Here is a 16464-nt window from a genome sequence, read left to right as displayed (position 1 = left end):
GTTTCGACAGGAGCCTCCTGCAACGCGCTGGCTACGTCGCTGCCTGCTGCGCACGGAGCCAGTCGCGTGCGACGCCGAGTTCCTGCTCGAACCGGGCTTCCTCCTCCTGCGCCCGCTGCGGGTCCGGGAGGCGAAGCAGATAGGACGGGTGAATGGTTGCGAGGCTCGGGGGGCGCAGGCCACTGGCGCCGCGCACATGCCCCCGGCTGGCACCTAGCCTCGCACTCTTCCCCTCAAGTGACTGCAAGGCGGTTGCACCCAGCGTGACGATGAGCTTTGGCTGGACCAGGGCAATCTCCTGACGGAGCCAGTCCGAACAGGCGACGATCTCGGTTCTGTCCGGCGTCTGGTGAATTCGCCGGCGGCCCTTCGAGACAAATTTGAAGTGCTTGACCGCATTGGTCATCCAGACATTCTCACGCTCGATGCCAACAGTTGCAAGAACACGGTCAAGAACCTGTCCGGCCGGGCCGACGAAGGGCTTGCCCTGCAAATCCTCCTGATCGCCCGGCTGTTCACCGATCATCATGAGGGATGCGTTCTCGGGCCCGATACCGGGCACCACCTGTGTCGCATGGCGGCACAATGAGCAGCGTTGGCAGCGCTCCAGAGCCGTCGCCAGCGCCGGCAGTCCCGTCAGGCCAGCCTCTGCTGCACTGACCTCCTCCGCCTTGCGCTGCCATTCCGCCTGATGGCGCTCATGAAAGCCGGGGGCTGTTCCATCATTCTGCAAGGCAACCATGGCTGCCACACGGTTTTCGGCATTGGCAAGCATTGATGGAATCAGCCGCGTCTCAGGAAGGTTCTTCCAGTATTTGGTCGGCATTTCCGAACGCATCGCCTTTGTCTTGATGCGCGCAGGGTTGAAGATCGACTGATAATAGCGATGCCACAATGTCTCGACATCATCTTTCAGGTCCGGCGGCTCGCACGGCGTTCTTTCAATGGCTGCCTTGCCGTTCTCGAACAGGATCGACCCGATTGGCGTCAGAATGAGCCAGTCCATGTCTGAAAAGCGTTCGGCAAAGAACGGGGCCACCGTCTCAAGAATATAGTGCTCAGGCTCGAACCAGGCGATAAAACGCCTCCGCGCGCCCTCTTCTGCGTTATCCTCCCGAAACCGCAGGAATGCCTTCATCTTGTGCGCGTCGCGACGGATCTGATGGTCCATACGCGCGGCCTCACGCACTTCCGGATCTGTGGCAATTGCGGGAAGCGCGGGCTCTGTCTGGAGCCGCCAAAGCAGGCGATAGGCAAGAGCGAAACGCTTCGGATCGCGGTACCGCAGGATCGAACGAAGCATGGCAAGCCCTGCCTTGCTGACATGCGCGCCAGAAAGAGTCGGGCCGTCAGCGGTCGGCTCAAAAGCAGCAACCGGCTCAGCAGCTTCAAACAGCTCCGGCTGGTCTGCGTCAGGGGTGACCCATTCGAGCTCGTCCGGCCTCAACCCATGTAATAGCGCAGCCCTCGCCGTGCTGCGCCACTGTTCAAACCCGGCATCTGCCGGGAGAGAAATCGACTTCACAGCAAGCTCAATTGCTGCGGCTGCGGGCGGAACGATGCAGCGAGATTCTCCTTGTCGATCAGACGGCCGGGCGACCAGTCCGCTGTCACCACAAAGGGTTTGATCTTGCGCAGGGACACGTTCAGACGCTCCACATCTTCCAGCCTGATGATCCGATGACGGCGCGCCGAAAGCAGGGCACCGACACTTCGCGGACCAAGGCCCGGTACGCGCAACAACATTTCACGGCTGGCTCGGTTCAGATCGAGCGGAAACTGGGCGCGGTTTTGCAAAGCCCAGGCAAGCTTCGGATCAAGCTCCAGATCGAGCATGCCATCCTGCCGTTCAGCAACGATCTCCTCGAAGGAGAAACCATAGAACCGAACCATCCAGTCCGCCTGATACAGGCGATGCTCCCGCAGGAGCGGGGGAGACTGGGCGGGCAAGGCCAGCGAGGCATCGGGGATGGGGCTGAAAGCCGAATAATAGACGCGACGCAGCGCATAACCGGAATAGAGCGAGGCACTGCTGCGCAGGATATCGCGATCGGTCGATTTATCGGCTCCGATGATCATCTGTGTGCTCTGGCCACCCGGCGCAAAGCGTCTTGGCTTACGGCCACTCAGCGTCTTGTCGCCTGACTCCTGAATACGCAGGCGCAGCGCGCCCATGCTCTGCCGGATATGGCCCGCATCCTTCTCAGGCGCATAAGCCGCCAATCCGGCATCGGTCGGCATTTCCACGTTGATGGAAAGGCGATCTGCATAGAGACCGGCCTCCTCAATGAGGTGCGGTGCCGCATCGGGGATTGTCTTGAGGTGAATATAGCCGTGGAAATGGTGGACGAGACGCAGTTCGCGCGCCACACGTACCATTTCCTCCATCGTATAGTCGGAGGAACGGATGACGCCCGAAGAGAGGAACAGACCCTCAATATAGTTACGCCTGTAGAACTCAAGCGTAATCCAGATAATTTCCTCGACTGTAAACCGCGTGCGCTCGATTTTCGACGATGAGCGATTGATGCAGTAAGCGCAGTCATAGATGCAGAAATTGGTCATCAGGATCTTGAGCAGCGAGATACAGCGCCCATCGGGCGTGTAAGCATGACAGATCCCGTTTGGCGCCTTGGAGCCCAGCCCTTCCTCGCCCGGTTTCTTCTTCGAACGCGCGCCGCTCGATGCGCAGGACGCATCGTATTTGGCGGCATCGGAGAGGATTTCCAGACGTGCGGCGAGGGTCTTTTTCATACACCCGAAATGGGTATCGTGCAGGAACAAGTCAAGAACGTCAGAGTGCGGTAAACGCCGTTAATTTTGTTCAGAAAAGGCCGCAGTCCCTAGCCTCAGGCGTCCCCTCCCTCAGGGAAAACACGGAGCAATTCCTGAACGGCGCTCTTGATTGAGTAGGGCTTGCGCAGAACGGGAACATCCCTGAATTCAGCCGGAATCATTGTCCGGTCGGCATAGCCCGTTGCGAAGATGAACGGCACATTCTTCTTGCGCAGAAGCGTTGCCACTTCGTGAGAGTTTTCCTTGCCCAGGTTGAAATCGAGCAGCGCAATATCCGGGCAGCGGTCCTTGATGGCCTGCAATGCCTCATAGACCGACGAGACCGTACGGATATGACGCACTCCATAGGTGCTGAGAGCCTGCTCCGTTTCCATCGCAATCAAAAGCTGGTCCTCGACCAGAAGCACATTGGCCGCGTGCAGACGCTCCGTCTGGGCAGTATCGGCCACAATCGGCCCTTCGGCTTCGGGCACGGTGGCTGTCTCGGCCACCAGAACAGCATGACGGGCCGGGAAAGTCAGGCGGATGAAGAGGCCTTCCGGCCTGAACTCCCGCTTCGCCGTTCCGCCCAGTTCATGCGGGATGGCACGTTCGAGCAAAATGGAGCCAAACCCGTTGCCTTTGGGCGGATTGACGTGGGGGCCGCCTGTCTCGGTCCATTCAAGCACCCAGCAGCCTTCAGCCTCGTCAATGAACCAGCGGATATGCAGATTGCCGCTCGGCACCGAAAGCGCGCCATATTTCGCGGCGTTGGTTGCCAGTTCGTGCAATGTCAGGGCGGCAACCGACAGGGCAGGCCCGGGGAGCCATAGATTAGGGCCATCGAGAATGACGGCGGTTGGCTGATGCCGGTAGGGTTCGAGTTCGGCCTCCAGCAGGGTGCGCAGCAATCCACCGCCATCGGTGCGCGCAACCTGATCATGCGCACTCGCAAGTGCCTTGATACGCCCACGCAGAATCTCGACATATTCCTCAATGGTGCGCTCTTTGGCCACAGGGCGACCGATGAGAGACTGCACAACCGCCAGAATATTCTTCACGCGGTGGTTGAGTTCCTCATTGAGCATGCGCTGGCGCAAATCGGCGTCAGCCCGCTCGGAAAGCTGCTGCTGATGATAGACGCCCATCACCTCGATCAGGGCCGAGCGCAGTTGGGCCGCGGCCTCGATGTCGAAGCTGGACCAGGGAAGGCAGCGCTCATGCACCTGCTCTTTCCAGATCGCGAAGCTCTGGCGCGGCGTCAGGCGCGGGCCGTGTGGCCCATGCTGATAAGTCTTCTGCGGATCCCCGCCCCAGTTGATGGTCTGCACGATTTCACGGCGAAACAGGAAAACGTAGTTTTCCGGTTGGGGTGAGATCGGAATGATCAACACACCAGCAACATGCGCTGTATGCGCCGCGATCCAGGGGTGATCCTTGACCAGATGGTCCGACTGCCAGATCTGTGTTCCAGCCTTCGTGCGGGCCAGCTCCACGAAGCGATCCTGCACCTCGCGAGGCGCTGCAATCCCGTGTCCCGTCCATTCATTATCGATCCAGATGGCAATACCATCGGACTGTATGAGCGGTGCCAGACGACTGATCTGCCCGCGCAGATAGGCGGGCATATCGGACACGGAGGCGGCATTGCGCAGGACGCTCTCGATCAGCCCGTGCGTTCGCTCCGCAACCTGAAGGCGCGTGGTCTTGAGGATGACGATAACCTGAAGCGCAAAGAACTCCGCAAACATCTGCACGACGGCGCGCTCGGCAATCGGGAGCACGCGAGGCGCGTAATGGTGACACGCAATCATGCCCCACAGGGCGCCATCGATGACGATCGAGATCGACATGGAGGCGCGAACGCCCATATTGGTCAGATATTCGCAGTGGATCGGTGAAACGCTGCGAAGCTGCCCCAGGGACATATCGAGCGGCGAGAGCCCCTCCCCCTCGACCAGCGGGACCGGGACGAACTTTACATCCCCGATCATGCGAATGGGCGAACGCCGATAGAGTTCACGCGCCTGGGCCGGGATATCGGCGCTCGGAAAATGCTGCCCCAGAAAGCTTTCGAGCGAAAGCGCCCGCGCTTCCGAGACGACCTTGCCAGACCAGTCATCGGCAAAGCGATAGACCATCACACGGTCATATTCGAGCAGGCCGCGCATGAGCATGGTCACGACATCGAAAAGGCGCGTGATATCGGTCGTCTTGCGTACACGGTCCATCATGCCGTGAAGCTGGGTGAGAAACTTGGTGGCACGGTGCGTCGGCGCGGCTGGCTCACATTCGAGCACCACCTCACCGTTAACGATATGCACCGCCAGATCGAAAAACAGATCCGGTCCCAGCTCCTGATTGAGCAGGAAAACCGGGCGACGCTGCGTCACGCTCAGAGTCAGGCCATTACGGATGTCATGAATGACATCCGCACCAAAAAGCGCGATCAGGTCAGCCCCGATCCCCAGCCCCTCATGATGCAGCATTGCCGGTGCATTGGCCGAGTGCCGCAGAACAACAAAATCGTTGATCGTGCAGGTGATCAGACAGCCATGAGGCTGGATGCTCCCTGGAATGTGGATCGGCTCGCGATCACAACTCGTCAGATCGACCTGACCAAACTCAGCCATCGACTTTTTCCTCGGCGCGATCGACCATCTTCACAGCATCACGCGCATGACGGAACAGGGTGGCAGCGGCGCGCCCTGCTTCATCCGCATCAAATTCGGGAGCATTTTCCAGAAGGACCAGGAAGCTGCGCCAGTTATCTGGCGTCGCCGTCTGTTCGGCCAGATGACTGGCTCCATAGGTCGCATCGAAGCCAAGGGCCGCAGCGCGCCGCGCAATTACTCGCCCGCCCAGCGCCGATCCCTCGAGCGTATAAAGCATACCCAGAAGTTCTGAATCTGTTGCAGGCGCGGCAATCGCCTTGATCTCGGGCGGAACGATCTCAAGAGACTGCAGGTCTTCATTCAGACTGCGTTGCATACTGACAGGTCGCCAGCCCTCAAACCATGTGGGGTAGATTTGCCCCTGAAGGGCATTTTCGGCAGCGAGGCGGAAACCGGCAATACCGGCAACATAGCGCCGATAGTTCCCCACTGACGCGAGATCTCCGATAAGGTGATCGAGCTGCTCGTGCGCCTCATGCACATGCGCGCGCAACGCAGCACGACGGGAGCTTTCGGCCCTCAGCACGACAATCCCGGGAAACTCACCCTATCAGACATGACCTCGAAGTTCCGTTCCGCCAACGTGAATGACTTTCCATTTAAATCACTCTGTAGCGCAATGTAAACTCGAAGTTTTCCCACCCCGACCATGAAATCGTTTTTAGGTAATATTTTCAAGTATAAAGTTAACGAGAAACGAAGTCCGTAAATAAATCGTTGCACACAATAAACCGCACCCCTGTGCCGGGCATCGTCCTATTCGACCTGATGGGGACTAAGGCCGAGATGTAGTTTGGCTTGGTGACCATGTGACAAATCGCGTTCCACAGGGAGGTCCTGACACCGTATCGGAGAGGTTTTTGCGATACGCTCTACTTTGCAATATGTGCTCCTTATGTTCCGGACACCACGTTACGGTGACTCTGCTCTTTGAGAGCCTTCCAGCAAACAGCTCTTACGGTGTCCCGTAAGAGCTGTGAAAAGGCTCGGGCTTTGAGGATCATTTCTTTTCGAGAGGCGACGGGCCGAGCTCACGCAGCAGTTCTGCCATCTTGGCATAGGCCTTGTTCCGGTAGGCCACGAGCGCTGCCGCCTCCTCCGGCGTATATTGCCCGTAATATCCCGCGCCGTTCTTGACCCCGTATTTGCCCTCCGCAACGAGCTTCTTCACCGTGTCCGGGCATGAAAGACGCTCGCCAAACGCATTCTCGGCCGTCACGAAACCGTTCACATACACTTCCAGACCCGCCATGTCGGCGATGGCAAAAGGCCCGAAGAAAGGCAGGCGGAAGCCGAAGGTGGAGCGCACGATCGTGTCCACATCCTGCGGCGTGGCGATCCCCTCTTCCACAATGGTGTTCGCTTCCTTGAACAGCACATATTGCAGGCGGTTCAGCACAAAGGTCGGGCGATCTGCCACCTCGGCCGACTGGCGATTCACGCGGCCCAGCATCTCCTTGACCGTTGCCACGACCTCCTTTGTCGTCTCCACACCCGATACAAGCTCGACACCCGGAATGAACGGGGCCGGATTGCTGAAATGTACGGTGAGAAAACGGGCCTGCCCTGTCACAAACGGGGCGAGAACGTGCACAGGAATGGTGGAGGTGTTGGTCCCGATAATGGCATCGGGCCGCGCGGCTGCGCTGATGCGCCCCAGGACCTCTTTCTTGACGTCTTCACGCTCGAAAACGGCCTCTTCGATGAAATCGACGTCGCGCACGGCATCCTCGATTGAGGCAGCCGTGGTGAGATTGGTCATGATACGATCATAGCTGCCCGGCAGGATGAGCCCCTGATCCTCGAAGGCGCGCGCCTCACCCAGCAGGCGTTCATGCGCGCGCTGCGTGGCCTCGGGCGAAATATCAGCCAGCGTGACACGCATACCGGCCGCCGCCATGCTTTGCGCAATACCGCCGCCCATATAGCCCGCACCGATGACAGCAGCGCTTCTGATTGTCTGAACGGCCATGATATTTCCTCACGATCATTTTGATGGACGCTGGAAACGGGATGTTCCAGCGATGTCGTGGACGTAGAAATATTCACCCGGAACGGGGAGCGTCCAATATTCGTATCGATACGATCCATACCTATTTTAATATGAAACTTGCCATGTCACATTCCCATCTTGGCCCGTTCTGGTTCATCGCGTCGCGCCTCAAGCTTCGGCATCTGCAACTTCTCGCGGCTTTTTCGCGCCACTCGACCCTGTTGGCCGCGGCCGAGAGCCTTGGCATGGCCCAGCCTGCCGCTTCCAAACTCATCGGCGATCTCGAGGAGTTGATGAAAATCCGGCTGTTCCGGCTGGAGGGGCGACGGATGATCCCCACCTTTGCAGGCGAGGTTCTGACCCGCCACGCGCTTGTCATGCTCGATGAACTCGAGCGTACCCGCGTTGAACTGAACGCCCTTGTCGATGGCAGGATTGGCCATGTCTCGATTGGCGCCATCGATGGCCCGGTGGTGCAGTCGCTCGCCGACATGTTGCGCATTGCACAGGATGATTATCCTGAAATCGAGCTCGAGATACGCAGTGGCCCAAGCGACAGTCTTTTCCAGATGCTCATCGATGGACAGATCGACATCATGCTGGGCCGTCGCCCCGTCATTCCGTCGGCTCATCCTGTGAGCTACGAGGAGATTGCGTCAGAGCAACTCGTTGTGGCAGCAGCTCCAGACCATCCGCTCGCAGCTTCAGGGCCGCACACGCTCGAAACCCTGTCTGAACTTCCCTGGATTCTCCAGCGTCGCGGCAGCCGGTCGCGCCAGCGCCTAGAGGAACTCTTTCTCGAGCGCGAACTGCCCCTGCCAACCCGCATCGTCTCATCGGATTCCTGGATGATGACACTCGCCTACATCACGCGCAGCCAGGCGCTCACCCTGCTTTCGGCTCCGGCCGCCGCCCTGCAATCGGATTTCGGTCAGATCGCAATTCTGCCGATCGATTTTTCCTTCAATGTCGCCCCATGGGGGATCATGACCGTGCGTGAACGCGCGCCAACTCCGGCAGCGCTCACTGTCATGACACTCCTGCGCCAGTGCATCCCGCAGATATCGCTGAGCCCGCAGGCCTAGGTGCGCCCGTATCATGACTCCACTGGTTACGTTTCGGCGGAGCCTTCGATACAGCATATGATTCAGCAATTGTCATGGCGCGAGAGCGCATCTGAAGCCCCATGCGCGCCCCTGAGCCCCAGCGGCTGTCCACTCGTTATGTGACGCGGATATCCATCTCATGACCGCCCATTCTCTCATCAACCGTCTCAAGCTGCGTCATCTCCGGCTCATTCTGGAACTTGAAGCGACCAATAACCTGCACCGCGCTGCCGAGCGGATGAATCTCTCCCAGCCTTCGGTGTCCAAGTTGCTGCAGGAAGTCGAACACGCCCTGAACACACGCCTTTTCGAGCGCTCGTCACAGGGGGTATTTCCCACCCCAAGCGGCGTTCTGGCCGCACGCCATGCCCGACTGATGCTCAATGATATCGACAGGCTCCAGCTCGATATGAACGCAATGCAGGAAGGGACCTATGGCACGGTGCGCGTGGGCTCGATTGTGGCTGCCCTGCCCGATATCATTTCGCCCGTCTTTGCCCGCATCGCCCAGACGCAGCCCGGCATCAGTCTCTCACTGACCATCGACACAAGCGATGCGCTCTTGCTGGGCATGGAAACAGGTCGCCTCGATTTTGTCATCGGGCGCGCACTCGGCTTGCACGGCCCAATGGCACTCGATTGCCGTGAGCTCGCCCAGGAGCCGCTTTGCGTCGTGACCAGCATCCATAACCCGATGCCCGACCCCGGCACCCTGACACTGCAGGACGTAGCGAACGAGAAATGGATTCTCCAGACGGCGCCAAGCCCCATGAGACGGGCAATAGAAGCCGCGTTCACCACGGCACTCCTGCCCTTGCCCGCCCATCCCATCGAAGCGTCTTCGATGTTCGCGACCATCGACCTGTTGCTTCATTCCTGCCTGCTGGCGGTCATCCCCTGCAGCGTGAGCCAACATTACGAAAAGGCCGGGCTCATACGCCGTCTTTCAGTTGCCATGCCCGATTTCCTCGGGCCCTTCTCGCTCATCAGCCAGCCGGGACGACCGCTTTCCCCTGCGGCCCAGCTGGTTTTCAGCGCCATAGAACAGGAGTCGATCAGAATTCCTGATCGGTCGGTTCAATCTTGCTTCTAGCGCGCCATTAACTTTCGGATAGGTTTCGTTCATCTCCATTCGGCCCAGTCCGAACGAAAAGGTGACACAGATGCATATCCTCGTCATTGGCGCAGCAGGCATGATCGGGCGCAAATTCACTGAAAGCCTGGTCGCGAATCCCCTTCCCGGAACAGACGGCCCCGAAATCCTGACGCTCGCGGATGTGGTCGCACCTTCAGCGCCAGCCGGGTTCTCGGGACGATGCGAAACCATGACATGCGACCTCACCCAGCCGGGCGCCGCCGACCGCCTATTGAGCGGCCGCCCCAACATCATCTTCCATCTCGCTGCTATTGTTTCTGGCGAGGCCGAGGCCGATTTCGAAAAGGGATACAGCGTCAATCTCGATGGGACACGGGCGCTGTTCGAGGCTATTCGCCATCATGGCGCGCGTGAGGGCTGGAAACCCCGCGTTGTCTTTGCCTCATCCAACGCCGTATTCGGCGGTGATTTTCCCGATGTCATTCCCGATGACTACATCCTGACACCGCAAACCAGCTACGGCACGCAAAAGGCCATGGGCGAATTGCTGCTGGCCGATTACCGCCGCCGAGGCATTTTCGATGGTATCGGCCTGCGTCTGCCGACCATTTGCGTCCGCCCCGGCAAACCCAACCGCGCGGCCTCCGGGTTCTTCTCCGGCATCATACGCGAGCCGCTGGTCGGGCTTGAGGCAACTCTGCCCGTGCCTGACACCACACGCCACTGGATGACGAGCCCTCGTTCGGCTGTGCAATTCCTGCGTCATGCCGCAGTGCTCGATCTGAACCGGCTGGGCGAGCGACCCAATCTCTCCCTGCCCGCCCTGTCGATCACGGTGGGAGAACAGATTGCCGCCCTTCGCCGCGTTGCCGGAGAAAAAGCGGTCGCACTCATCCGCCGGGAGCCCGACGAGGCCATAGCTCGCATCGTGGCCGGATGGGCCAGAGGCTTTGACCCGAGCCGGGCCCTTTCGCTGGGCTTCACGACCGAGCAGAGCTTCGATGAGATCATCCGGGCTCACATCGAAGACGAACTCGCAGGGCGGATCGCCTGACCCTCTTTTCCGCCTGACCAGCATCGCGCCAGTCTCACAAGACTGGCGCGAGCGAGGAGCACATGCACCATGAGCCCCGATCAGAAAACAAGTCCGCGCGCCGAAGCGCCTTCGCAAGACACCCTGCGCGCCCGAGCAACCGGCAAGGCCTTTGCCAAGCTGCTGCCCTTCCTCATCCTCATGTATATCGTGGCCTTTCTTGACCGGTCGAATATCTCATCGGCCAAGCAGGCGCTGCAAACCGATGTCGGCGTCTCGGATGCCATGTTTGCCTTCGGTGCAGGTATCTTCTTCGTCGGTTACGCCCTGTTCGAAATCCCGAGCAATCTCATTCTCTATCGCGTCGGGGCCAGACGCTGGATGGCCCGCATCATGGTGACATGGGGGCTTGTCTCGGCCGCCATGATGTTCACCCAGGGCAATCTGTCCTTTGTGCTGCTGCGTACGCTGCTGGGCGTGACAGAGGCCGGCTTCTTTCCCGGCATCATGCTCTATCTGACATTCTGGTTTCCCGAAAAAGAGCGCACCCGCGTCCTGGGCGTGTTCTATTTCGGCTATCCGCTCGCGATGACCTTCGGCAATCCGCTCTCGGGTGCGCTGTTCGGTCTTGATGGCGCCTTCGGTCTCGCCGGATGGCAGTGGATGTTCCTGCTCGAGGGCGGACTGGCCGTAGCCATGGGGATCGCCACCTATTTCGTGTTGCCCGACAGGCCGCAGGACGTCAAATGGCTGACGACAGAAGAGAAAGCCACGCTCTCAACCGTCCTCGAGCGCGAGGCCGCCAGCAAGGCCGGGGCGACGGGCCACAGTGTCAGACTGGCTGCCCTGCTCCATTCCACCAAGCTGCTTCAGTTTCTGGCGCTTTATATGGTGATGCAGATTGCCAGCTATGGCGTGGTCTTTTACCTGCCCGAGCAGGTCTCGACCATCCTGCATGAGAAAATCGGCCTGCGTGTCGGGCTGGTCAGTGCCATTCCCTGGGCCTGCGCCATTCTCTCCACCTATGTCGTCACGAAACTTGTCCAGAAGCACGATGCCCCACGCTTCGGGCTGTTGGGCTGTCTCGCGGCGGCAGCAATCGGGCTCGTAATATCAGGCTCTGGCTACGGACCTGTCGCTCTGATCGGTCTGTGCATTGCCGCAGCGGGCGTTGTCACGGTGCAGGCCGTGTTCTGGAATTTCCCGCTTGCCCATTTCACCGGGGTGCAGGCTGCCGGCGCGATCGCGCTCATCAATGCGCTGGGTAATCTCGGCGGGTTCGCCGCTCCGAATATCCGAAGCTTTGCCACCGGGTTCTGGCACACCCCCATGGCCGGACTTTACGCCGTCGCCCTGTCCGGCGTGATCGGCCTTGTCATCGCAGCGTTCCTGCCGCGCACCAACAACCCCGAGCATTCGCCCCCTCATCACCCCCGGCATCGCCCCGTGCATTGAGCGCATGCGCACGCGCCTTGCCCGATGTCAGGGCCTCTCGCCCTCCATCATCATGAAGGAACCGACCATGTCGACCACCTATGATCGCACCAACTGGCCCATCGCTGCCGCCATGATCCAGTATGCCAATATCCTGCCAGACGGATCGAGCGTGCAGGATCAGACGCCGGAGCAATGGGCCGCCACGCTGTCTGAAGTGACTGATGCAGGTTTCACGGAAATCGACCCCACGGACTCCTGGATACGCCTCGCCGATCTGCCGGAGGCCCGCCTTAAAATCTTCGCCGATCTCGTCCGGGAAGCGGGCCTGACCATGCCGGGCCTTTCCACCGCACGGCGCTCGGTCATCGATCCCGAGGCTGGCGACGAGAATCTGGCCTATAGCCACAGGGTGATCGACACAGCGGCCAGACTTGGCATTGCCGAAGTCTCTTTCGGCCTATTTTATCCCCTTACGCCCCCGCAAAAGGCGGCGCTCTGGTTCTGGACTGCGCAGGGCAGCGTCAATCCCGATGACCCGTCCGTATGGAAGAAAGCGGTCGATCGCATCCGCGAACTTGCACGTCATGCGCAGGAAGTCGGGGTCGGTCTGTCGCTGGAGATGTATGAGGATACCTATCTGGGCACGGCAGACAGCGCGGTACGCTTCGTACAGGATGTCGATCACCCTGCAGTGGGCATCAATGCCGATCTGGGCAATCTGGTCCGACTGCATCGCCCTGTCGAGCACTGGGCCTCGATGATGCAGAAAGTCGCACCGTTTGCCCGCTACTGGCACGTCAAGAATTACTACCGCACGGAAGACGCGACCACTGGCATGGTCGTCACGGCCCCGGCGCCGCTCGAATTCGGGGTGATCAGCTATCGCGCGGCCATCAAGATGGCTCTCGCCCATGGTTTCAAAAGCGCCTTTCTGGTCGAGCACTACGGCGGTGACGGCCTGAGCGTCAGCGCTACCAATCGCGAGTATCTGCGTCGGGTTCTACCCCGCAAGGCCTGAACCCTCCCCTTCTCTGCGGGCCCCACCGTTTTGGGCCTGCAGAGAACTGAGCGGTCAGCCGGCCCAGCCTGTCTGCCACACCGACACTCCTTCCCTCGCTCATGATCGGAGAGAGATCATGCCCCGACTTCGCTGGCTAATGATCATCCTCTGCTTTGCTGCCACCACCATCAATTATATCGACAGGGCGACAATCGCGATTGCCGCCCCGTTCATGGCCCGCGAACTTCATATCGATCCGGCTGTCCTTGGCGTTATTCTGGGTGGGTTCTTCTGGACCTACGCATTCATGCAATTGCCATTCGGCATGATCGTGGATCGGGTGGGGGTGCGCTCTGCCTATGCTTTTGCCGTGATCTGGTGGTCGGTCTGCACGGCTCTGACAGCGCTTGTTCGCGGCCCCTTGAGCATATTGGGGCTCAGACTGGCGCTTGGCGTCGGTGAGGCCGGCAGCTATCCCTCCAATGCCAAGGTCGCATCGCTCTGGTTCCCCAAGGCGGAACGAGGTCTTGCAGCCGGCATATTCGATAGCGGCTCCCGCGCCGGCGCAGCTCTATCAATGCCTGTCGTGGCGCTGCTCATCGCATGGCTGGGATGGCGTCTCGCCTTTGTGGCGGCAGGAGCACTTGGCCTTGTCTGGGTCGCAGTATGGTTTGGGCTCTATCATGACCCCGATGCCCATCCGAGGGTCAGGGCAGACGAGCTTGCGCGCCTGAAAGCCACTCAACCGCCAGCCCTGAGAGCCCCTCCCGGTAGCTGGAAAGCCCTGCTGAAACACCGCTCCGTCTGGGGTATGATGCTGGGCTTCTTTTGCGCCAATTTCGTATTCTATTTCTTCGCCACCTGGTTTCCGAGCTACCTCGTTTCAGCCCACGGTTTTTCGCTCAAGGATCTCGGGCTGATCGGCATGATCCCGGGTGTCATCGCCATTCCGGCTGCCTGGCTCGGGGGATGGTCATCCGATCGCCTCCACCATCATGGGTGGAGCCTTACTGCCGCACGCAAAACCTGCCTCGTTGGTGGATTGCTTCTCTCGTCGGTCATTGCCCTGACCGCTTTCGTGACCGAGACATGGCTTTGCATCACGCTCCTCTCACTTTCGTTTGGGGGCATTGCCTTCACTGGTGCGAATATCTGGTCGCTGCCGGCCGACCTCGCCCCCAGCCCGGACCTTGTTGCGACACTTGGTGGGATGCAGAACAGCGCGGCCAATATCGCCGGTATCGTGATTGCGAGCTTCACGGGGCTAATGGTCAGTCTGACCCACGGTTCATTCCTCGTCCCGCTTTGCGCGACCGGGTTCTTCGGCCTGCTCGGGGCACTGTCCTATCTTTTCATTGTCGGCCCCATTGCCCCTCTCCCGCTGGACAAAAGATTCGAGGACGCAAGAGCGCGACAGCCTGTAAATGTGAGACATGAGCCATGCTGAAATCTGCCTCGTCTATCCTGAACCTCAACGATTTCGAGCATCTTGCAAAACGGCATCTGCCACGTGCGATTTTCGGCTATGTCGCGGGCGGAGCTGATGACGGCGCTACGGTCCGGCATAACCTCGCGGCGCTGGCTCGGATCAAAACAATCCCGCGTGTTCTGCGCGACGTGTCCTCATGTAGTCAGAAAATCACGCTGTTCGGTCAGGAGTACGCCAGCCCGTTCATGATCGCACCCATGGGCGCCTCAGCCGTCGTTGGCTATGATGCGGACAATGCCATGGCCCGCGCGGCCAGGGCGGCACGCATACCCTACGTTCTGAGCGCGAACGCCATCACGCCCATGGAAGAAATCGGACGGTCCTATCCGGGATGCTGGTTTGCCGGGTATCAAAAACCCGACGAAGACAACATTAGGCGTATGGCCGCTCGTGTCGCCGATGCGGGTTTTTCCGCGTATATGCTCACGGCCGATGTCGCTGTCGGGTCGAACCGGGAGAATAACAAGCGCAACGGCTATACGATGCCATTCAGACCGACCGCACGTCTTGTAGCGGATATGATCGGTCATCCTTCCTGGCTTTACAAAACGGGATGGCGCACGTTGCAACAACGCGGAATTCCCGCAATCAGCAATATCGACCCGGTTGCCAGACCCTCAATTTTTTCGCGCGAGATCAATGCTGTAACGGGTTACCCGAGCTTCAGCTGGAAGCATGTCGAGATGCTGAGGCGACACTGGAGAGGCGCACTCATCATAAAGGGTATTCTCTCCCCCCACGATGCGCGGCTAGCCAGGGAACTCGGGGCCGATGGTATTGTCGTGTCCAATCATGGGGGGCGACAGCTCGACTGTGCGGTCTCCCCGATTGATGTGCTCAGCGCGGTGAAGGCTGAAAGCGCAGATATGACCGTGCTGGTTGATAGTGGTTTTCGACGTGGCACGGATGTGATCAAGGCCCTGATGCGTGGCGCTTCGGCGGTGCTTGTAGGCCGCCCCTTCCTCTATGCTGCCTGCCTGGGCGGCGAGGCGTCGATCCGTCATGCGATCGGTCTTTTGCAGCGTGAAGTGCACACTGACATGTCGCTGATGGGCGTAAGTTCGTGCGAGGCATTGCGTGAGGAGATGTGCATCTGATCAGGACGGCTGGAGGAAAATATTGCGCGTCTAGGCTCAGGCTTTCTCTCCGATCTGTGCTGCGGCCAGACTGAAGCCCGCACGAAATCAGGTAGCGTTTGATATGACGGCCTATAAGCGGACATAGGTTTGTCCGGGACCATCATGTCTGCCGACGAGGCCAACCAGACGCTGGTGACTGACGCATGGTCACCGCGCTTATCAGAATGATTTTGGATCGCCCAAACGACGGGCTGATGAGTAAGACGATCACAAGAGCGTATGAGCACTTGAATCATCTCTCTCGTCTGAATCTGCCTCTTTGCTCTCCCCCCACCTAACGGAGCCATCATCCCGGCCCTGTCGACCTAAAAGACCAGTCTGCCCCATGACTGGCCCTGCGGGTGGCGGGTGCCGGGTGCCGGGTGATGCAGGCGTAGATGTATCTTTGGAGAGACTGCAAAGTGTGTTGTGCGTGATGCACCAGATCACCAGATCACCAGATCACCAGATCACCAGATCACCAGATCACCAGATCACGATGGGGTGCAGGTTGATTGCGCTGTCAAACGTAGGCTGAGTTTGTGAAGCCAGGAACGCCAAAAACGCCTCAGGCTGTGACGCTGAGGCGTTGCGTAGGAATTTGTATAAATATTTTGGTTGCGGGGGCAGGATTTGAACCTGCGGCCTTCAGGTTATGAGCCTGACGAGCTACCGGGCTGCTCCACCCCGCGAGGGTGGGGTGTTTTTGTGGGGTGGATCAGGGGACCTGGCGGCGACCGAC

General features: G+C 59.5%; 12 protein-coding genes and 1 tRNA gene. 7 read left to right on the top strand and 6 right to left on the bottom strand.

What is annotated here, in order from left to right:
- Positions 1 to 31: 31 nt before the first annotated feature.
- The 5 genes from F3J08_RS05070 to F3J08_RS05050 all read right to left on the bottom strand — a co-directional run bounded on the left by F3J08_RS05070 (position 32) and on the right by F3J08_RS05050 (position 7422).
- Positions 32 to 1525, bottom strand: coding sequence for a UdgX family uracil-DNA binding protein (locus tag F3J08_RS05070; protein ID WP_370458671.1), 1494 nt, complete (start codon positions 1523 to 1525; stop codon positions 32 to 34).
- The gene (locus tag F3J08_RS05065; RefSeq protein ID WP_122049568.1) at positions 1522 to 2754 is read right to left on the bottom strand and encodes a putative DNA modification/repair radical SAM protein; all 1233 of its coding nucleotides are present in this window, start codon (positions 2752 to 2754) and stop codon (positions 1522 to 1524) included. The genes F3J08_RS05070 and F3J08_RS05065 overlap by 4 nt, the downstream gene beginning before the upstream one ends.
- A 95-nt stretch (positions 2755 to 2849) precedes the next feature.
- Positions 2850 to 5408: an HWE histidine kinase domain-containing protein gene (locus F3J08_RS05060; RefSeq protein WP_166928701.1), complete on the bottom strand. Its 2559-nt coding sequence runs from the start codon at positions 5406 to 5408 to the stop codon at positions 2850 to 2852.
- Positions 5401 to 5976, bottom strand: a complete 576-nt coding sequence (locus F3J08_RS05055) for a biliverdin-producing heme oxygenase (protein WP_166928700.1) — start codon at positions 5974 to 5976, stop codon at positions 5401 to 5403. Before F3J08_RS05055 ends, F3J08_RS05060 begins: the two co-directional genes overlap by 8 nt.
- A gap of 474 nt (positions 5977 to 6450) precedes the next feature.
- Complete coding sequence (locus F3J08_RS05050; protein WP_023978637.1) at positions 6451 to 7422, bottom strand: 3-hydroxyacyl-CoA dehydrogenase family protein; 972 nt, start codon at positions 7420 to 7422, stop codon at positions 6451 to 6453.
- A 143-nt stretch (positions 7423 to 7565) separates the two neighbouring features.
- Here F3J08_RS05050 and F3J08_RS05045 point away from each other — a divergent pair, with 143 nt between their 5' ends.
- From F3J08_RS05045 to F3J08_RS05015, 7 genes are all read left to right on the top strand, one after another.
- Positions 7566 to 8528: a LysR family transcriptional regulator gene (locus F3J08_RS05045; RefSeq protein WP_166928699.1), complete on the top strand. Its 963-nt coding sequence runs from the start codon at positions 7566 to 7568 to the stop codon at positions 8526 to 8528.
- Positions 8529 to 8688: 160 nt separating this feature from the next.
- Positions 8689 to 9642: a LysR family transcriptional regulator gene (locus F3J08_RS05040; protein WP_122049358.1), complete on the top strand. Its 954-nt coding sequence runs from the start codon at positions 8689 to 8691 to the stop codon at positions 9640 to 9642.
- Between the two features lie 70 nt (positions 9643 to 9712).
- Complete coding sequence (denD, locus tag F3J08_RS05035) at positions 9713 to 10699, top strand: D-erythronate dehydrogenase (RefSeq protein ID WP_166928698.1); 987 nt, start codon at positions 9713 to 9715, stop codon at positions 10697 to 10699.
- A gap of 69 nt (positions 10700 to 10768) precedes the next feature.
- Entirely contained in the window at positions 10769 to 12133 is a 1365-nt protein-coding gene (locus F3J08_RS05030; RefSeq protein ID WP_166928697.1) for an MFS transporter, read from the top strand.
- 67 nt (positions 12134 to 12200) lie between these two features.
- A complete protein-coding gene (locus F3J08_RS05025) occupies positions 12201 to 13133 on the top strand; it encodes a sugar phosphate isomerase/epimerase (RefSeq protein ID WP_166928696.1) in 933 nt (310 codons plus the stop codon).
- A 118-nt stretch (positions 13134 to 13251) separates the two neighbouring features.
- Positions 13252 to 14562, top strand: a complete 1311-nt coding sequence (locus F3J08_RS05020; RefSeq protein WP_166928695.1) for an MFS transporter — start codon at positions 13252 to 13254, stop codon at positions 14560 to 14562.
- Positions 14556 to 15701, top strand: coding sequence for an alpha-hydroxy acid oxidase (locus tag F3J08_RS05015; RefSeq protein WP_166928694.1), 1146 nt, complete (start codon positions 14556 to 14558; stop codon positions 15699 to 15701). The genes F3J08_RS05020 and F3J08_RS05015 overlap by 7 nt, the downstream gene beginning before the upstream one ends.
- A 636-nt stretch (positions 15702 to 16337) precedes the next feature.
- On the opposite strand, the gene F3J08_RS05010 is transcribed toward F3J08_RS05015, so the two are convergent.
- A tRNA-Met gene (locus F3J08_RS05010) sits at positions 16338 to 16414 on the bottom strand.
- Positions 16415 to 16464: the final 50 nt, after the last annotated feature.

This window comes from Asaia sp. As-1742 (assembly GCF_011753235.1).
Classification (GTDB): domain Bacteria; phylum Pseudomonadota; class Alphaproteobacteria; order Acetobacterales; family Acetobacteraceae; genus Asaia; species Asaia bogorensis_B.
This window is presented reverse-complemented; position numbering and strand designations above follow the sequence as displayed.